Annotated in this window: 15 protein-coding genes and 2 rRNA genes (1 of these 17 running past the window's edge); 14 read left to right on the top strand and 3 right to left on the bottom strand. The window is 47.9% G+C overall.

All coding sequences use genetic code 11. The features are described from left to right. The 11 genes from ACOQOZ_RS17035 to ACOQOZ_RS17085 form a co-directional block, all read left to right on the top strand. Positions 1-307: ribosomal RNA gene (locus ACOQOZ_RS17035) — 23S ribosomal RNA — on the top strand; it begins 2581 nt to the left of the window's first position. Positions 308-492: 185 nt separating this feature from the next. Beyond that, positions 493-608 (top strand): 5S ribosomal RNA (gene rrf, locus ACOQOZ_RS17040). An 852-nt stretch (positions 609-1460) separates the two neighbouring features. After that, positions 1461-2432: a hypothetical protein gene (locus ACOQOZ_RS17045; RefSeq protein ID WP_420589351.1), complete on the top strand. Its 972-nt coding sequence runs from the start codon at positions 1461-1463 to the stop codon at positions 2430-2432. Continuing rightward, positions 2422-3486, top strand: a complete 1065-nt coding sequence (locus ACOQOZ_RS17050) for a hypothetical protein (protein WP_420589352.1) — start codon at positions 2422-2424, stop codon at positions 3484-3486. Before ACOQOZ_RS17045 ends, ACOQOZ_RS17050 begins: the two co-directional genes overlap by 11 nt. Before the next feature lie 12 nt (positions 3487-3498). Continuing rightward, positions 3499-4062: a hypothetical protein gene (locus ACOQOZ_RS17055; protein ID WP_420589353.1), complete on the top strand. Its 564-nt coding sequence runs from the start codon at positions 3499-3501 to the stop codon at positions 4060-4062. Next, complete coding sequence (locus ACOQOZ_RS17060) at positions 4062-6434, top strand: DUF6160 family protein (RefSeq protein WP_420589354.1); 2373 nt, start codon at positions 4062-4064, stop codon at positions 6432-6434. The genes ACOQOZ_RS17055 and ACOQOZ_RS17060 overlap by 1 nt, the downstream gene beginning before the upstream one ends. 96 nt (positions 6435-6530) lie before the next feature. Continuing rightward, positions 6531-8078: a 2-isopropylmalate synthase gene (locus tag ACOQOZ_RS17065; protein ID WP_420589355.1), complete on the top strand. Its 1548-nt coding sequence runs from the start codon at positions 6531-6533 to the stop codon at positions 8076-8078. A gap of 12 nt (positions 8079-8090) precedes the next feature. Beyond that, positions 8091-8843, top strand: coding sequence for a hypothetical protein (locus tag ACOQOZ_RS17070; protein WP_420589356.1), 753 nt, complete (start codon positions 8091-8093; stop codon positions 8841-8843). Then, positions 8840-9292, top strand: a complete 453-nt coding sequence (gene rimI, locus ACOQOZ_RS17075) for a ribosomal protein S18-alanine N-acetyltransferase (protein ID WP_420589357.1) — start codon at positions 8840-8842, stop codon at positions 9290-9292. The genes ACOQOZ_RS17070 and rimI overlap by 4 nt, the downstream gene beginning before the upstream one ends. Before the next feature lie 35 nt (positions 9293-9327). Further along, entirely contained in the window at positions 9328-10005 is a 678-nt protein-coding gene (locus tag ACOQOZ_RS17080) for a hypothetical protein (RefSeq protein WP_420589358.1), read from the top strand. 330 nt (positions 10006-10335) lie between these two features. Continuing rightward, on the top strand, positions 10336-11757 hold the full coding sequence (locus ACOQOZ_RS17085; protein WP_420589359.1) for an alanine/glycine:cation symporter family protein: 1422 nt from the start codon (positions 10336-10338) through the stop codon (positions 11755-11757). Positions 11758-11853: 96 nt separating this feature from the next. Here the strand turns inward: ACOQOZ_RS17085 and ACOQOZ_RS17090 are convergent, their stop codons facing one another. Beyond that, complete coding sequence (locus ACOQOZ_RS17090) at positions 11854-12384, bottom strand: response regulator transcription factor (RefSeq protein ID WP_420589360.1); 531 nt, start codon at positions 12382-12384, stop codon at positions 11854-11856. Then, a complete protein-coding gene (locus tag ACOQOZ_RS17095; protein WP_420589361.1) occupies positions 12374-13621 on the bottom strand; it encodes an ATP-binding protein in 1248 nt (415 codons plus the stop codon). Before ACOQOZ_RS17095 ends, ACOQOZ_RS17090 begins: the two co-directional genes overlap by 11 nt. 220 nt (positions 13622-13841) lie before the next feature. Here ACOQOZ_RS17095 and ACOQOZ_RS17100 point away from each other — a divergent pair, with 220 nt between their 5' ends. From ACOQOZ_RS17100 to ACOQOZ_RS17110, 3 genes are read left to right on the top strand one after another with little or no spacing between them, the layout of a single operon-like run. Continuing rightward, complete coding sequence (locus ACOQOZ_RS17100; RefSeq protein WP_420589362.1) at positions 13842-14069, top strand: acyl carrier protein; 228 nt, start codon at positions 13842-13844, stop codon at positions 14067-14069. Positions 14070-14073: 4 nt separating this feature from the next. Beyond that, positions 14074-15573, top strand: a complete 1500-nt coding sequence (locus ACOQOZ_RS17105; protein WP_420589363.1) for an AMP-binding protein — start codon at positions 14074-14076, stop codon at positions 15571-15573. 1 nt (position 15574) lies between these two features. Next, complete coding sequence (locus ACOQOZ_RS17110; protein WP_420589364.1) at positions 15575-16420, top strand: lysophospholipid acyltransferase family protein; 846 nt, start codon at positions 15575-15577, stop codon at positions 16418-16420. Between the two features lie 98 nt (positions 16421-16518). Here the strand turns inward: ACOQOZ_RS17110 and ACOQOZ_RS17115 are convergent, their stop codons facing one another. After that, positions 16519-19608, bottom strand: coding sequence for an efflux RND transporter permease subunit (locus ACOQOZ_RS17115; protein ID WP_420589365.1), 3090 nt, complete (start codon positions 19606-19608; stop codon positions 16519-16521). Positions 19609-19610 lie beyond the last annotated feature (2 nt).

Below are 19610 nucleotides of genomic sequence, written 5' to 3' on the forward strand. Positions count from 1 at the left end.
AGACAGTTCGGTCCCTATCTGCCGTGGGCGTTTGAGATTTGAGAAGAGCTGCTCCTAGTACGAGAGGACCGGAGTGGACGAACCTCTGGTGTTCGGGTTGTCATGCCAATGGCATTGCCCGGTAGCTACGTTCGGACAGGATAACCGCTGAAAGCATCTAAGCGGGAAGCCCCCTTCAAGATGAGATCTCACTGGAACTTCGAGTTCCCTGTAGGGCCCAGGAAGACTACCTGGTTGATAGGCAAGGTGTGTAAGCGTTGTGAGGCGTTGAGCTAACTTGTACTAATTGCCCGTGAGGCTTGACCATATAACACCCAAACTGGTTGTGTTAACAAGCCAACTCTGAATAAAACAGAGTAAAGAACAATCGGCAGCCGCCGGTTCGTTAGAGAATCTCTTTTTAGGTGAACAACTTAAAAAAACTCATGTATCCAACCTTATTTGCAACGTAGTCGCAGACATCGTAAGACGACCACAATGCATACAAGTTTGCTTGACGACAATAGAGCTGTGGAACCACCTGAATCCATTCCGAACTCAGAAGTGAAACGCAGCATCGCCGATGGTAGTGTGGGGCTTCCCCATGTGAGAGTAGGTCATCGTCAAGCTCTTATTCTAAAACCCCGATCGCTTACGCGGTCGGGGCTTTTCTTTGCCTGGAAAAAATGTTCTGAACCAGAAGTGTATTTAAAGAATGAAAGAGATAGAGCTCCACTGTTATCTGGAGCGACCGTCTAACGCAGGGACGCGTTAGTCGAGCGTACAGGGATGTATTTACCGCGTGTCGCGAAGATAATAGTGGGGCTCTATCTCGGCCAGCTCCGCAACAAACAGCTCCCGGTTACTCCCTTACAACACGTAGCAAGTACGTCCCTGTATACTCGGCTGCTGCGTCCTGCAGCAGACGGTTGTTCCGGATCTGTTCGTATGAACGCTAAGCCGGATCAACAATCCCCTGAGCAATCATCTCCAGTGCGGTGATACTTGGGATAAAGAAATAATCCCCACCACGAGTCTCGACCATACGAGGCAGGTGAGTACAACTGCTCGTGTAACGGTTGGGGGCCTATAAGACACTAAACGTTATGCTAATTTATAAGTTTTCAGGAGGGAGGGTGTGTTTTAATAATTTCAATGTAGTTATGTTTGAATGTTTTTAAATCTATTGATGTGTGTAATCTCTCGAAAGAAATTAAAATAAAACGAAAGTACAAAAAATAAATATTGGTTAGCCCAATAGATTGCATAAAAGCCTATTTTTATAGGGTTTTACACAAATATTTCTGACTTTTTTGTAAAGTGTACGATCGTACCTCTAATAATTGTTGAAGAGCTCGCTTCAATTCATATCCTGTTGTAACTGAAGATTAATAATAAAAACACGATGTCACTATATCTCATTTAATTCAGCGCTAGACTGAATTTATACAACAGTGATGTCAAAGTTCTCATGAGGCTACATGTTGAGTTATAAATTAATAACTTGCTACATACTTGTGTTATTTACTCATTTTTCACAAGCAGCATTGAAACCAATGACGGATGACCAAATGTCGAATTCGACTGGTCAGGCCTTTCTGCAACTTGATCGCTCTGCTGCAAATGGCCTTGATTTTACTAAGGTAACCTTGGGTCTTGATGTAGAAACATCTCTGAATGCAGATTTAGTTGAATTGGGAAATTATGAGCGTAACGGCTCCGCAGGTGCTGATGTAAGGATTCGCGACCTCGCTCTCGGAGAGGTTAATGCAGATGGTTCGATTACTCCCTTTAAAATTAAAGATCCTTTTATCGAATTAGCATTTGATAAGTCAGGAGGTTCACAAAAAGTTGTTGGTGTGCGTATCGGATTTGGCGAAGCTTTAGGGAAGCTGAGTGGAGATATCAAATCGTTAACCGGTAATATCGAAGTTAATGTTGTTGGTACTGCTAGGCCTATTTATGATCGCGCAAACTTTTTCCAACGAAGCGCGCTATTCTTCGCCGGCGTTAGTCGTGATACTAGGCTCAGAGCTGATGCAGTACTCGTAGACTCAGCAGGTAATCCAACTAATGTAAGAGCTCAACAGGTTGGTGTGCCAAACGGTAGCACACTCCAATGTGAATCAGGGTGTAATCTGGGTGGACTGAGTGATTTTCTGCTTGGGTTGTTTGGCTCGAACAATTGTGGCGTTCTTGGGTTACCAACCTGTTTCTCACTTGGAGACTTCCGTAGTCTGGACATCGGCAGTGGTAATACTCCAGCAAGAGGTATGTTTCTTTCTTTCCAGTCTCAGCCAGTCACCTGGCGTGATGGTAACTCTAATACGCAAACGGTTTCAGGTGCTTTTGTAAATATTCCTAATGGTGGGATTACTGTCGATTTTGAACAATCATTTGGTGGTATTCCGCGTGTTCGTACGAAAATGCTGGACCCATACTATGATAATTAAGCCATTGTTACTTAGCTCGATTGTTATTTTTGCTAACCCGTGTATCGCTGAGTTAAAGCAACTAGGCGACGCGGAACTCAGTGCTGTTGATGGTGAAGGGATAGGACTTGTTTGGGAAGACTTTGCTTTTGAAGCTGGTGAAGACCTAGACCCAAATAATCGGTTGGATATCAGTGAGCTCGTTAATGACCAGGGTCAGCCTGTTGTATTGAGCGTTAGTCGTTTCTACATTGCTGGTGATAATAGTAATGAAGGGGCAAACGTTATTGGGAATACCGTTAATCTTGGAAGATTAAATAATCCATACAATCTTGAACTGGTAGATGGCGATACGATTGGCATTCAAGATAAAGCGGTTTTCGAATTTTCCGCTCCCAAACGCGCAAACAACGGAAGTTTGTTAAATGAAAGCAGGTCTGCAAGGCCTGCCGATAACCGCTGTAATCATGGCACAGCATGTAATAGCAGAGTGGACTCAGTTTCTGGAATAAATCGTAGTGTATTAAGCAGTCGGTCAAGCGAGCGATTTGATACTGGCATACGCTTCGATATGGTTGAAAACGGGACTCCCGCTCAAAAGCTTGATATTCATGCTCGTGGTGTTGCAGTGGATGGAAGCAGTGTGCGTATTTGGGGGGATGACAGCCGTTCAACAGCATTGTCGAACTTGGCAATATCTCTTGTCGCCGATGATCTTACTGTTTATGCATCGAATCCGGATGGTAGTGGACGTGGCACCAGCGTGGTGTTTCAGGATGTTGCTATATCAGCTGAACTTGGTTACGGAGACAAGCAGCCAGTATCATTTGAAGTCAACGGTGATGGTAACTTTGAATTAAATATTGGTAGTAAAACCTCTGCTTGTGCGGATCTGAATAGTTCAGGTGGCTGCAGTTTAGGCAGTGCGGGGTATCAAGACTTTTATAATAATGGCCCTCGAGCTGATGTTTATATAAATAATGTCAGTGTCGGTGGTCAAAATTTCGGTAGCAGCACTATCAGCAATCTACAAATTCAATACTTGAATGTACGTAGCAGGGATCTGACACAGTAGCGGATACTCATTATGAAAAAAATAATAAACACCTCACTTATTTTTTTGTTGCTAACCCCTTTTACGAGCCTTGTAGCATTAGAGCCACTCTCAGGTGATGAACTGGGGAATGTAACCGCTCAGGGTGGTGTCTACCTGACAGGCGACTTAACTATTAATGAAAATGGTGGACCACTTAACGTTGATGGACCAAGCATTTGGCAAAAAAGTTGCTCTCCAACTTCCTCCGATGCTCGTTGCGGTGCTCGATTAGCATTGAATGGGGGTGATGAAAGTGGTGGTTGGCTGGTGTTGGATAATATTCGTGGGCGTTTTTCATTTGAGGGGTTAACACTCCGCACACGGAAAATTAATAGCGGGTTCAATGGCGATGGCGCTGCATTTAACGAAGATGTTTTGGAGCTCGGGTTGCCTAATCGTATCGAGTTCGAAGAATTAAAGTTTACTGTTGCTAACAGCAATGCAGCTCGACCTACAGAGTCAGGTTTTCAGCAATCGAATATTTTTACCGTTAATGTGAATGGTTTTTCTAACCAGCAGGGGAATTTGCTGTTATTTCCTACAGGTGCTCCATAATGATAAGAATATTAACAGTTGGGGTCGTTCTTCTGGCTGCTGAAGTAGATGCTCTCCAGCCTATTCCTGATCAGGAATTAGATCGAGTTACTGGCCAGGCAGGATTAACTGTCGAAACTGACACCTCCTACTCTATTGGTCAGTTTTCATATATTGACGACAGTAATAGTCTTCAGATCAACGATATTGCCCGCGGAAAACAATCTAACATCAATGAAAACAGCTTGGTTAAGCAGGTCATGGATATTGATGCGGATGGTCGACTTCATATTACAACAGAAATTGATCCATCTCGTATTACTGTTGGTTCGGTACGAATAAATAACTCTGACGGAAGCCTGGGGCAGTTCCGTCTGGACTATTCTGGCAATAGCACGGTTCGACTAGGAGGTAGTAGTAAGCCCGATAATTTCCTTGAAGGTGCTTTTCAGACTTCTATCGATGATGCGGAACTGACGTGGACAACTAATGGGAGCTCTTTGAGCTTCGATGATATTGGCTATAATGCCAACATTACGCGTCTGGGGATTGGGACTACGACAGATATAGATGGTAAGGCCGGACTGAGATTCGATTTGGACGAATTTTCTTACGACTTTTCTACTGGTGGCTTGAAGCTGGGGGGTGTTTCTTTAGGTACATTATCAGGGAAATTAGCATTGTCCGGTAGCGCAGAAGTATTTGGCGGGGGTCGCGAAGGAACTGAAGGAATTCATTTGAATGCTAATATTAATATTCTAAATGACTCAACCAATTTTGTACGTTTCACTGATGACGGCAACCACCTGATAATGGGTGATTTCAATGGCGCGGTGAACCTTAAGAACCTCTCGCTTGATGTAATGTCTGACCATCTACTACTCGCGTTCGAGCAAATAGATGGTTCTTTCAATGCCGATCGGATCCTGATCGGCGATAGTGTAAATCCGGTTGGTGCTATTCGGTTGGATTATTTATTAAAAGATGGTGTTCACAATGGGGAAACCTATCGAAACTTATTTAAATTTTATCCAGGTATTCGACAGCCCGTTTTCGCAGCACAGCCCGCCGCAATACGCCCTTATGCTCAAAGTTTTTATTCGGGTCTAAATAGTAACAGTGAGGGGTTGTCTACAGGCCTTGAATGGAATTTGACCAACGCTAATTTGTCTTATGTTGATAACGGACGAACCGTTATTGTAAGTGGTATCGAAAGTTTTGGCCGTGGAGACTTAACGTTGGACTTTCGCTCCTTCGATCATGACCAGAATGCGGGCACAGCTGATAAAGCAGCGATTGCTGTGGGTATGAATCAGTTTAAAGGTAGTTACAGTATCGATGGGCTCAAAGTTGGTAATAGCAATGCACCTATTCAAGGTGGAGCAGAGTTACTACTATCATTAGAAGTTTTTCAGGCAATGGATTTTAATCTTGACGGATATACATACATCACGGCTGGTGGTTCCAGCGGTGGTGGTATTCAAATCGACGTTGATTATCTGTTTAGTGATACCAATATTGGTTTGTCGATTGATGAAAATGGTAGTGGCGTTTGGGCTACAGGTGTTAACTATGATGTGCACCTAAGAGGGTTTCAGATTGATGTCAGTAATAGTGGATTGGCAATAAACCGAACCGAGCAATGGAGTACGATGGACGTTAACGATATGCGCTGGGGAGACCGGAATACAGGTCGAAGTCTCGGTCGTATTAAGTTAGAACGTTTTGAAAAAGGTTCTTCGCTAACTGTTAACCCTGGTGGTGCCGGTGCCGTATGTGTTGGTGCTACCGCTGTTGATGCTGGCAGTTGCAGCAGCGCTGGTGGACGTTGGGAAGACCGGGGTAATGAGGGCATCACAGTTGCATTGAAAGCGGCACTAGCTGCGGAGGGGCAGACTTCTGCAGGAACAACAGCCAGAAACCGATTAACCTGGGAAAATAACCGTGATACTGATGCCTCCGGAAATGCAGTCAATGATACGGGGACGCAGATCATTTTTGATGGCTATAGCACCAATGATGGTTTGGGTGCATCTGACAGTAACAATTTCGGTTTGAAGGCCGATCTGAAAATCGATGTATATGAAACTCGTGTATTGAAAAAGTCGTCAGGGCCAGATGCCCAAGGTGTGAATGGTGATATCAATGATGAGCTGATTTATAACGACAGTACTCGCACCGGATATGCCTATGTCGCGAACCCAAATGCCGCCCAGCAGGCGCTTCGACCATTAGGTTTCGCAGTTCAAGGCAGTATTGCGGTTAAAGAGCTGCAAATTGATCAGATTCAGTTAAAACACCCTGATGTGGCTGCACCTCAGACAATACTCTCGGGTGCCGTATTGCAAAACCTGAATATGACCACCAATCTGACGGCTACTCCTATCCGTTAAACCTCTCTTAATCTGCCGCTTCGCTGCTGCAGAAAGCTGGTATCGCGCGTATAATGGCGCGATATCAACTTATAAGCATAAGCAGCGGAGTAGCATATGAGTCAGCAAGACCGTTTGGTCATTTTCGATACCACGATGCGCGATGGCGAGCAGAGCCCTGGCGCGTCGATGACCAAAGATGAAAAGATCCGCATCGGTAAAGCGCTGGAGAAAATGCGTGTCGATGTGATCGAAGCCGGTTTTGCTGCTGCCAGCCCGGGCGACTTTGAAGCCATTCAAGCGGTTGCTGCCAACGTGCGTGAAAGCACTATCTGTTCTCTGGCGCGCGCGGTTGATCGCGATCTGGAGCACGCAGCGGCTGCACTGAAGGAAGCCGAACGTGCGCGTATTCACACCTTTATCGCGACTTCGCCAATCCATATGCAATACAAGTTACGTATGCAGCCGGATCAGGTGATTGAGCAAGCTGTATATGCAGTCAAGAAAGCGCGTGGTTTTGTTGAAGACGTTGAGTTTTCCTGTGAAGACGCCGGTCGTTCTGAAATCGATTTCCTGTGTCGTATTATCGAAGCAGCGATTGATGCCGGTGCTTCCACCATCAATATCCCGGATACTGTTGGTTATGCCATCCCGGAAGAGTTTGGCGCTAAGATCAAAACTCTGATCGAACGTATTCCGAATGCGGATAAAGCGATTTTCTCTGTGCACTGTCACAACGATTTAGGTCTGGCAGTTGCGAACTCTCTGTCTGCCGTAGCCAACGGCGCACGCCAGGTGGAATGTACTATTAACGGTCTGGGTGAGCGTGCTGGTAATGCATCTCTGGAAGAGCTGGTGATGGCAACCCGCACCCGTAGCGATCTGTTTAATATCTCCACCGGTATTGATACCACTCATATCGTTCCGACTTCCCGTCTGGTGTCTTCGATCACTGGTTTCCCGGTTCAGCCAAACAAAGCCATTGTTGGCGCTAATGCCTTTGCTCACGAGTCTGGTATTCATCAGGACGGCGTACTGAAACACCGCGAAACCTACGAAATCATGAAGGCTGAAGACGTAGGTTGGGGCGCTAACAAAATGGTTATGGGTAAACACTCTGGCCGTGCGGCGTTCCGTAGCCGCTTAGAAGAACTGGGTGTGACCTTTGAAACCGATGCGGCGCTGAACGAAGCCTTTGCTCGTTTTAAAGATCTGGCGGACAAAAAGCACGAAATTTTTGACGAAGATTTGCAGGCGCTGGTATCTGAAGCCAAAGCCGCAGCCGTTGAGGATGTCTACAAGCTGGTATCGTTGGAAAGCCATTCAGCCACTGGCGAAACTCCGGTATCTGAAGTAGTGGTTAGTCGTAACGGTGAAGAGTTTAAAAACAAGTCTGACGGCAGTGGCCCGGTAGACGCCTCTTTCAAAGCGATTGAAGCGGTTGCTCAATCCGGTGCTAACTTACTGTTGTACTCTGTGAATGCAATTACCGAAGGTACCGACTCTCAGGGCGAAGTAACCGTTCGATTGGAAAAAGGCGGTCGCATTGTCAACGGTAACGGTGCTGATACCGATATCGTGATTGCGTCTGCTAAAGCTTATATTCATGCATTAAACCTGCTGGATGGTGGCGAACGCCAGCATCCACAAGCAGACGGCGTATAAGCCCTTCCTTTTATGCTGGAGCAAACGCGGCTCGAATATTTACAGGCGATGGGCATCACTCAGTGGATGCCTCGTGAGCCGCTGCCTCACGCTCCTGAACCTCGTTGGCTGCCGCAGGTGGCAGCAAACCATCATTCCCATGCCGAAGTTGAGCAATTAGCGCAATCGCATCATATTCCGCCAGTCATGGCTGCGGAATTACTGGCAGTGGGTGATGCCGCAGAAAAAGTCGCTGAAAAGTTAGCGGCCAATCAGCAGCCTGTTGCTAAGCCAGCTGCGGAAGAAACGGCAGTTGTCGATTCACAAGCGGCTGGCTCACCAGCAGCCAATGAGGCGCCAGCTGACCTGACGCCACCACGGTTTGAATTACATTTCCTGCGTATCGGTCAACACGGCTTATGGGTGTGCAGTGATGCCCAGCAGCTGGATGCCATGATGCGTTTTGCTCATCGGGTAATGATGGGTATGAAACAACCAATCGAAATGATGCAGGCACCTTTGTGTTTCCGCTGGCCGTTTATTGAATCCAGTCATCAGGATCAGGGACGTGCAGTGGCGCAGCAGGCGTTGTCCGCTCAATGGCAGCACTTTGCCGGTCAGGGTGTTAAATACCTGATTACTTTCGGTGACGCGGCTCAGGAGTGGTTACCTGAGTGTGGTGCTCAACTGACGTTTACCGCAACCGATATTCAGACGGCGATGCAATCGCCAGCTGAAAAACGCCGTTTATGGCAAGCCTTGTTGGCTCAGGATGGTCAGCTGTGATTCGTCAGGCACTCAGGTCTGATCTGGATGCCATTATGCGGGTTGAACAAGCTGCCCACTCTCATCCCTGGGCGGCCAGTATTATGCAGCGCTATCTGGAAAAGCCCGACACTTGCTGGGTGTGGGAAGAAGCTGGAGTTATTCAGGCGCACTCGGTAGTGTCCGCCGTAGCAGGCGAAGCCGAGCTGTTAACCATTGCGGTTCATCCTGATATGCAGGGCCGGGGCCTTGGCCGTAAGATGCTAGATCAGGTGATAGAACAGGCGCAACGCCATCAGGCAGAGCAGATATTTCTCGAAGTGCGGGAAAGTAATACCACTGCGATTGCCTTGTATGAACATTCCGGCTTTTGTGAATTAGGCCGACGTACCAACTACTATCCTTTATTTGATGAAAGCGGCAAAAGCTGCGGCCGTGAAGATGCGCTGTTGTATGGCTTACCGCTGTGATGCTTTCACTCTGACCTGAACAGAGAACTATCCAGATGGCCGAATCCACTCCTGATTCTGTTGTTGCGTTAATTCCCCACAGTTTATTGCTGACGACGGCGGTTGTGAGCCTGCTGGTACTGGCGATTGCGGCTCGTGCGGTAAGCTGGACGGCATTGAAAGAATACCGTGGTACCCAACACTTTTTCTGGGGCAGCGTGGTGGTGCTGGCGGTGTTCTGGCAGATGCGCGCCGGTATTCTTCCCGGCATGCATTTTCATATTCTTGGCTACACCGCAATCATGTTGTTGATGGGCTGGCCATTGGCACTGATTGCGGCCGCTTTTGTGCAGTTAATTATGTTGTTAACCGGCAAGCTGGAATGGCTCGAATTTGGTTTTCAGTACCTGTTTTTCAGTGTTTTACCCATTTTATTCAGTTACGCATTTTATTTAGCGGTTTATAAACGCATGGTGCATAACCCGTTTGTTTATATTCTGGTGGCGGGTTTTCTGAACGCCGGATTCACCCACGCATTTTCGGACGTGTTACGCAGTGGCCTGATGTGGGGGCTGGATATTCACAGCTGGGATACCATCTGGCGGGATTATTTACGTTATTTGCCGATGATGATGTTCCCCGAAGGTGTGGTAAACGGCATGTTTATTACTGGTATGGTGGCATTTCATAATCGCTGGCTCAGTACTTTTGATGAAGACTCTTATTTTCATTAATGCCGTTAACGCCGAATTTATTGGTGAAAGCTCTCTGTGTGCAAAATAACTACTTAGGTAGTTGTGCGGTTTTTCTACTGTATTTGCCTTTGTTCCGGAAAGGTATGACCGATTGGTTGGTTTTTTGTGATAGCGTAATCGGGTCTATCTAATCACACTTTCCGAAAGTAAGAACGACAGCGCTGTTTTCTGACGCGCCCCGCCAGAAGGAACTCACAACAACGACGCTTGTAACGTCGCTGCTTTTTACTGGTCTGTTTTCTGATCATGCAAGAGCCACGTTTGATGAAAGGTATTTCACATTACTTTCGGGTTGAACTTGAGGTTTTTATGGAATCGATCATCGGTGCAATTAACTCCCTGGTATGGGGTCAGCTTATGGTGCCTTTATTGCTGGGTGTTGGTGTTATGTTCTCCCTGCGTTTGCGGTTTTTACAACTGCGACGTTTCAGACATATGTTTGCGATTTTGCTCAGTGGCCGGGCAAAAGATAACTTTGGTATTTCACCTTTTCAGGCTTTGTGTACGTCACTGGCTTCGCGTGTTGGTACCGGTAACCTGGCCGGTGTTGCGGTGGCGCTGTACATCGGTGGTGCGGGTGCCATTTTCTGGATGTGGATGACGGCGCTGCTGGGCATGGCCACAGGTTATGCAGAAAGTGCACTGGCACAGCTGTATAAAACCCAGGACGATCAGGGCACCTATCGCGGTGGACCGGCGTATTACATGGAGCGTGGCCTGGGCCAGCGCTGGATGGGAATGCTGTTTGCGGTACTGCTGATTATCTCCTTTGGTTTTATCTTTAATGCGGTTCAGGCGAACTCCATTGCTGTGGCGATGCAGAGTGCGTTTGGTATCGATACGCTGGTTACTGGTTTGGTGATTGCGGCGATTGCCGGGGTCGTTATTTTTGGCGGCATTCATTCCATTGCCCGTGCTGCGGAAGCGTTAGTGCCAATGATGGCGCTGGTTTATTTGCTGGTTGCGCTGGCCGTTGTGGCAATGAACATCGAGCAGGTTCCGGCGATGTTTGCTCAGATCTTCAGCAGTGCCTTTGGACTGGAACAGGCTGCTGGTGGTTTTATGGGCGGCTTAATGGTGGCCTTGTTGAACGGCGTTAAGCGTGGTCTGTACTCTAATGAAGCGGGTATGGGCAGTGCGCCAAATGCTGCAGCCAGTGCTGCGCCACGGCCTCATCATCCGGCGTCTCAGGGCTTCGTACAATCATTGGGTGTATTTATCGACACCATCGTTATTTGTACCTGTACTGCGTTGGTGATTCTGTTGTCCGGCGTTATGGAGCCGGGTAATGGTGTGAGTGGTGTTGAGCTGACTCAGGCAGCACTGGACGCAACCCTGGGTGGTGGCGGTAAAGCGCTGGTGGCGATTGCGATTCTGTTCTTTGCCTTTACTTCGATTATCGGTAATTACATGTACGCTGAAAGCAATCTGATTTACCTGCTTGGCAACCGCTCGATAAAACCGGTTCTGCTGGTGGTTCGTGTACTGGTTGTTGCGATGGTGGTTTGGGGCGCGATTGAAAAAGTGGGTATCGTCTGGGATACCGCTGATGCGTCGATGGGCCTGATGGCGATGGTGAATCTGGTTGCACTGGTGATGTTGTCGGGTGTGGTGGTTAAACTGACCCGTGATTACGAAGCCCAGCTCAACAGTCAGCAGGTGCCTAAGTTCACTGCGGCGGATGATTTCCCGGGTGAAATTGATCGTAACATCTGGCAGGACAAAGGCTGATTATCAGTCTGTCTCTGGTCAAAGCCACCTGGCTTTGACCAGGCGATTTTTAATCTCTTTTCTTTCTTCTGTTTGCCATTATTCCCCATTGTTTTATTAACGGGGGGCGTACTTCTGCAGCTTTCTCTGTAGCGTGCGACGGTGCATATTGAGTGCCCGCGCGGTGGCTGAAATATTGCCGTTATTCTCATTCAGCACGCGCTGAATATGTTCCCATTCCATGCGATCAACCGACATTACTTCCGGTGCCTGTTCGACTTCCTGTGTCTGCGGATTGTCGGAAAACGCATTCACCAGTTCCTGTAAGGTGGCGGGTTTGTGCAGGTAATTGTGAGCGCCCAATTTTACCGCTTCAACTGCTGTTGGAATGCTGGCGTAACCGGTGAGCATCACAATTCGGACATCCGGCAGCCGCTGTATCAGTGGTTCGATCAGTTGTAGACCGGAGTCTTGCTCAAGGCGCAGATCTAGGGTGATCCAGTCCGGTTTGTGTTCGCTGGCCTGTGACAGTGCCTGTTCAGCGTTTTCCGCATGCCAGCTGGTGTAACCGTTACGCTCCAGGCTGCGACACAATACCTTGGCAAAATGTAAGTCGTCATCGATGACTAAAACGCGTTTATTGGTCATGGGCTGCTGTCTGTGTGGTTGCGGTTAGCGGAAGGCGAAGCTGGCACAGGCTGCCGCCGTCGTCGGATGCTGATAAATGAATAGAGCCGCCAAATTGTTCGACACTGGCGTTGCTGAGGTAAAGCCCAATTCCCATTCCGTCTTCTTTCTGACTGTGAAACAGACTTTGTTGATTCAGCTGATCGGCTGCCGCTGCATCCGGCTGCAGAATTGACAGCTGCCAATGGTGACCAACGATCTCTGTGGTTAATTCTATCGGCTGCCGGCCAGCTTCCGCGGCATTATCCAGCAGGTTCAGCAGTGCCTGGTCCAGCAATGGTGAGCTTGGTAGCAGCGCCGCGCTGCTGATGCCGTTGTCGAGCCATAAAGCATTCGGATGACTCAGGCGCCAGCGATGCAGCTGCGTGCTCAGCCAGTGATAAGCATCCTGGCTGCCGATCTCATGGGCGCTACGACCGGCGTTGGCCAGTTGTTGCAGCGACTGTCGGCAGGTGGCGACCTGTTCGCGCAGAATCTCCAGATCTTCTGCTAATAACGGTTGTTGTGGTTGTTGGGCGACGTCATCCAGAATCATATTCATGGTCATCAGTGGCGTGCCCATTTCGTGGGCGGTACCGGCGGCCAGGGTGGCGATACCGATGAGCTGCTCGTTTTTAAGCTGCTGTTCCCGTAGCTGCTGAATTTCCTGCTGCTGGCTCTGGCGCGCTTTTAATAACATCGGGATAAAGGTGATCACGATCAGCGCACTGATGACAAACGTCAGCCACATTCCGGCCAGGTGCCAGCTGAATAACGAATTGCTGGTCATATCATGTTGATGCGTTGCCAGCAGTAAGGGCTGATACCACTGGCTCAACACACTGTAGTCTGCAATACAGAGCGCAGTAATCCAGAATGCCAGCGTACCGCTGAGGCTGTAGGCGGCAAACACCAGCAGCACCAGAAAATAAGAGATAAACGGGTTGGTTGCACCACCGGTAAAAAACAGCAGGCCTGCCAGCAACTGTGCTTCAAACGCGAGGTGACAGAACAAATGCCATTCTTTGACGTTTTGCTTCTGACCCTGCCAGGCACTGATCAGCAATAACGGCATATAGGTAGCTAACAATGCCCACGCCGGTTGCAGCTGAGAAAAGCCGCCAAACTGCAGATAGCCAAGAAACATCAGCCAGATCGATGCGATTGATAAGCGCAATAAGGCCAGACGTTTTAATACAAGATTCAGATCATGATTCATGGCGTCAGTATAACGACCCCGGGTGCGATTTACCGGTTTGCTGCGTTAATTTGTCGCACTTTCTGTGTGGTTCAGTTCTGATTCATCTATGTCTCGTAAACTAAGATGTGAGACATATTTGATTCATACTGGCAAAGCAACTAGAGTTGCCGCGAATTTTGCCAGCCATGGCAAACACACTGGTAGCGCCGCTGGCGCCTGGTTTTACCGGAAGCATATCGTGAACGACATCATTATCGCCTTAATCAAAGACATTACCTTTAAAACCGTTACGGCCGAACAACCTCTGGTCAGCACTGGCTTGTTAGATTCCGTCGCCATGGTGGATCTGGTGTTGGCTCTGGAAAGCGAGTTCAGCCTGTCGCTGGACATCGAAGACCTGACGCCGGAAAAGCTGGAAACCGTTGATCAGATAGCGGCCTTGGTTACTGAAAAACAAGCGGGCTGAAACTATGAAGTTTGATTTCTACCGCCGTGAATTCGTCGCTGTCGAGGAGTTCTCCGATAAAGCCGCACTGATTTCACATCAGAAGATCACCAGCTGGCAGCAGTTACAACAACAGGTTGAGCAAACCCGCGAACGTATTGCCCAGCAAGCGGGTGATGGCCCGGTAGTGATTTATGGTCATAAGCAGCATGAGTTTGTGATTACCATGCTGGCCTGTATCCAGCTATCTGTACCTTATGTACCAGTGGATACCATTTATCCGCGAGATCGTTTACTGGCCATTCAACAGCAATTAGGTTGTGGTCTGCTGGTGGATTTAGAGCAACAGCAATGGAGTCGTTTTGATCTGGGGGAATGCTGGGTAAATAACCCGGATCAGCAGCTGATGTATATCCTGTTCACTTCCGGCAGTACCGGCGACCCCAAAGGGGTGCAGATTACCTACGACGCGTTTCAGGATTTCTGGGGCTGGGTGGAAAGCGATTTCCCTATGAACAGCAACAGCGTCACTCTCAGCCAGTCGTTGTTTACCTTTGATGTTTCCATGATGGATATGGCCACGGCGATGGGCCATGGTGGCAGTTTGTTATTGATTGATCGTGATATTTATCAGGACCATCAGACCTTCTTCGCGTTATTAAAAGATCACGGTTGTACTGATTGGGTCTCGACTCCGTCGTTCGTGACCAAATGGCTGATGGCGAAAGATTTTAATCAACAGAATTTTCCGGCGCTGAAACGTTTTACTCTTGCGGGTGAGGCGTTACCGCATCGAATTGCCAGCCAGTTAAACCAGCGTTTTGGTGATGGCTGTGTTTATAACGCCTATGGCCCGACCGAAGCGACGGTAGTGGTGACCTTACTAAAGGTTGATCAGCAATTATTAACCGAACATCCGGGTAACCTGCCGATTGGTTACACCAAAACCAGTGGTGAAGTGGTGGTGTTAGACGAGCAGGGTGAAGTGACGGATGGTGAAGGTGAAATTGTTATCTGCGGTAACAACGTGTCGGTTGGTTATCTCGACCCACAGTTGCCGGCGAATAAAGCATTTTTCACTCGTAACGGTATGCGTGCGTATCGCACCGGTGATTATGGCTATTTTAAAGGTGAGGTATTGTATTACCTCGGCCGCCGCGACGATCAGATCAAATTAAACGGTTACCGTATTGAAACCACGGAAATTGAAAAAGTACTGGATCAGGCTGATGGTGTTGAAAGCTCTGTGGTGCTGGGGTTAAAACGAGGCGATAAAGTGGTGCGCTTAATTGCATTCGCTTTTCAGAACTCAAAAGATTATTCGTCAGAAAGAAGTCAGATGTTGCAACAGCAGCTGGCGGCACGTTTACCGGAATATATGGTGCCGTCTGAAATATTGTTAGCTGATGTTGGGTGTATTCCGTTTAACAACAACCATAAAGTAGATGGCAAAAAGTTGCTGGCACTTTATCAGGCGGATGACATTCAGACGCTTCAGGTTGATGAATTGGCGGAGATTGCTTGAGATGGCACCGTCTTCAGAAAAATTAACCGGTGGTTATAAATTGCTGTGGCGGGTGTTAAATGCACCCAAGCCTATTCGTAGCGGCTTCTCCCGGTCTATCTCTAGTCTGTTGTATCTGGCTCAGAAAAAACGTTTGCATAAACGTGTGCAGACGATTTTCCCACAATATGATGCCAGCCAGGTAAAAGCGGTGGCAAAAGATTCCACCCGGTTTGCCTGTGATGAAATCATCAATATGTTGCAGATTCCGGCGGAGAATTATCGTGTTGTTGGTGCAGAGTTATTGCCCGAAGCCGGAACTCAGGGAGCGGTGTTTGCTTCTGTGCATATTGGCCAGACCGAAGCACCGACCTATGCCATTCAGCAGCTGGGTCATGAGGTGTGTACCATTATTGGTGCGGGTGACGATAATCCTCAACTACATCATCTCGGTGCCGCCATGCTGGAGCAAACCGGCTTACCTTATCTGACTAAAAACAAAGGTATTCTGTTTGACCTGATCGCTAAGCTGCATAAAAAGCACTGCGTGTTTATTCACAGTGATTTGCGTGATAAAGGCCCTGAAGTTGAGTTTCTCGGGCAAAAAACCACCGTGCCAAAAACGGCAGCCTCGTTAGCAGTACTGGCAAAAGTGCCGTTGTATTTTATTTATGGCATTCGTGAGCAGGATGAGCTGGTGGTGTATATCGACAAACTGGCCGACGTTGATGAAGTGCAAGGCCTGCAGATGCCTCGTGAAGAAGCTCTGAGCCTGCTTACCCAGCGACTGGTAGAGAGCATGGAGCAGGTTATCCGTCGTTATCCTCAATATTGGTTATGGCTGTATAACCGCTTCCGGATTAAATAGTTTTGCTTTGACCAAAAAACGGCTGCAGATTGCAGCCGTTTTTATTTTAAGAAGGTTTAAAGGCAATAAGCCAATACCAGCGAGCTTCCGGAAGTTTGTTAGCTGTGAGCAACAAAGGTTCCTTCGATTTCACACTCTTCCTCTTCGTGTTTATGACCATGGCGATCTTCTGCCAGCATCTGATAAATCACAGGTAAAATCACCAGGGTAAACAGGGTACCAATAATCATACCACCCACCAGAATAATACCGATGCTGTTACGTGCTTCTGCCCCCGGGCCGGTAACCAGTACCAGAGGGAAGTGACCCAGCACTGTCGCCGCGGTGGTCATTAATACCGGACGTAAACGAGTGGTTGCAGCTTGTTTGGCAGCGTTCAGTTTATCCAGTCCTTGCTCCTGTAGGTGGTTGGCGAATTCCACAATCAAAATACCGTTTTTGGCGATTAAGCCTACTAAGGTAATCAGACCAATCTGTGAATAAATATTCACACTGGTGAGGCTGATAAATGGCAACATCAAAGCACCCGCCAGCGCCAGAGGCACACTGCCGAGCAATACCACCAGTGGATCGCGGAAGCTGTTGAATTGCACGGTTAACACCAGGTACACCACAACTAACGCTACCAGTAATACACCAATCAGAGTATTACCTTCCTGACGTAACTGGCGTGATTCACCGGCGTAATCAATGCTGTAGCTTTTCGGCAGAATGTCAGCCGCAGCGGTTTCCAGTGCGGCTAAGCCTTGTTCTTTGGTAAAGCCAGGAATAATACCGCCCATAATACGGAAGGATTTTTGCTGGTTAAATTTACCCAATGCACGTGGTGCCGCTTCCTGTTCCAGAGTGGCCATCGCCGACAGTGGTAATAATTCACCGGATGGCGTACGGATGCGCAGATTTAATATCTGTTCGGCATTATCACGTGCGTCATTTTTAACTCGTGGAATAACCCGGTACGCTTTGCCATCAGCATCAAAGCGATTCACAAAGTTGCCCGACATTAATACCGATAACTGTTGGCTGACGGTATTAATATCCATGCCCAGATCCGCAATACGCTCACGATCCAGTTTTAATTTCATTTGTGGCAGGTCAACTTTTAAATCGCTGTCGACAAATAAGAATTTACCACTGGCAAAACCAGCACCTAATAACTGATCAACATAGTTACGCATGGTGGCGTAATCATCTGGCCCCTGAACCACCAGTTCGACATCAAACTGACCGGCGGTAGGCAAAGCCGATGGCAGAATGGGTAATGCCCGTACTCCGGGAACGGAAGACAGTTCACCAAACAGTTGTGGCAGAATTTCCTGCACACTTTGGTCGCGCTCGTTCGTTTCTCCCAGATTTACACCTGAGAAACCACCGGCGGCACGTAAAATCTGCCACACACCCTGAGCACTTTCTAACGACATCAGCTTATCAACCACGTTGTCCATTTCACGCACGGTATAGTCGATGGACGATTCTGGTGGAGATTCCAGAATCACCATAATGCTGCTCTGGTCTTCAACCGGCGCCAGTTCTTTTTGCGATAACAGATAAAAAGGCACCGATAACAGTGCAATAAAAATTGCTGCAAACAGCACCTGTGGGCGCCAGGCGAAAACACCATCGAGGAATTTCAGATAGACGTTCTGCAGCTTTTCAAAACGTTGGTTAACCCAGACAGTTAAACGGCCTTCTTTACCACCTTCCGGCGAAACATAGGCACTCATAATTGGTGATAAAGTAATAGCAACCACACCGGAAATTAAAACGGCAACCGCCAGGGTGAAAGCAAACTCGCGGAATAATAAACCGGTTAAACCGGATAAAAAGCCGATCGGAGCATATACTGCTGCCAGCGTTAAGGTCATCGCAATAATTGGCACCAACAACTGGCGAGAGCTGATTAAAGCGGCCTGAGTACGCGACATACCTTCACGCATATAACGGGCAACGTTTTCCACCACCACAATGGCATCGTCTACCACCAGGCCCACTGATAATACGATGGCCAACACGGTTAACAGGTTTAACGAGAAACCCAATAACGACATTGCGGCAATGGCACCTAAAATCGAAATCGGAATGGTCACCAGTGGAACCAGTGCGGTACGGAAAGAGCCCATTAAAGCAATCACCACAATGCCAACCAGAACCACGGTTTCTGCCAGCGTGGTAAAAATCTCTTTTAACGAGTTACGCATGTAAATGGTACCGTCATAACCATGATCGATACGCATATCCGCAGGTAATGTTGGATTTATTTTATCCAGTGCAGCATATACCGCGTCACCCACTTCAATTTCATTGGCGCCTGGCATTGGCCATACTGAAATAAAGGTGTTACTGCGTTTGGTATAACGAGCGTCGACTTCACCTTCTTCTTCACCCATTTCAACTGTGGCGATATCCTTTAAGCGTAATAACGCACCTTCTTTACGGCTGATAACGATCTTCTCGAAGTCTTCAATATTACGCAATGTGGTGTTGGCTAACAGGTTAATACGTTGGCGAGAGTTTTCGCTGTTGCCAACCGTTGCAATAATATTATTCGCTTGTAATGCCGTCATAACATCGCTGGCGCCTAAATCAAAGCTGGCCAGTTTTACCGGATCAATCCATACGCGCATGGCTGGATTGCGCCCACCTTCCAGAGCAACTTTTTGTACGCCATCAATCGAAGATAAAATCGGATTTACATTGCGGTTAAGATAATCCGATACCTGAGCGCGGCTCATTTGTTCGCTGAATACATCCAGGTAAAACAGGGCATTCTGAGAATCGGCACGGGTGACCGATACTGCCGGATCTTCAGCCCCCGCTGGTAATTCGAAACGGATCTGACTTAGACGTGCAGTGGCTTCGGCCAGAGCATCGGTGCTGTTTTCATTTAATTTTAACCAGGCGGTAACTGTGCTGACGCCAGCTAAGGTGCGGGAATCAACATAATCGACACCAGGAATGGTCGACATAACACGTTCGATTGGTTCGGTAACAAAACCCTGTACCACATCGGCAGACGCGCCTACATAAGTTGTGCTGACCTGCAACGAAGCACTTTCCATTTGTGGAAACTGCAGAATCGGAATGGTACGGGCGGCACCAATACCGGCAAGAATAATAATCGCCGATAACACCAGAGCCAGCACCGGACGCTGGACAAAAATATCCATAACGTTTGCTTTATGACTCATGA

This window comes from Bacterioplanoides sp. (genome assembly GCF_965219715.1).
Classification (GTDB): domain Bacteria; phylum Pseudomonadota; class Gammaproteobacteria; order Pseudomonadales; family Oceanobacteraceae; genus Bacterioplanoides.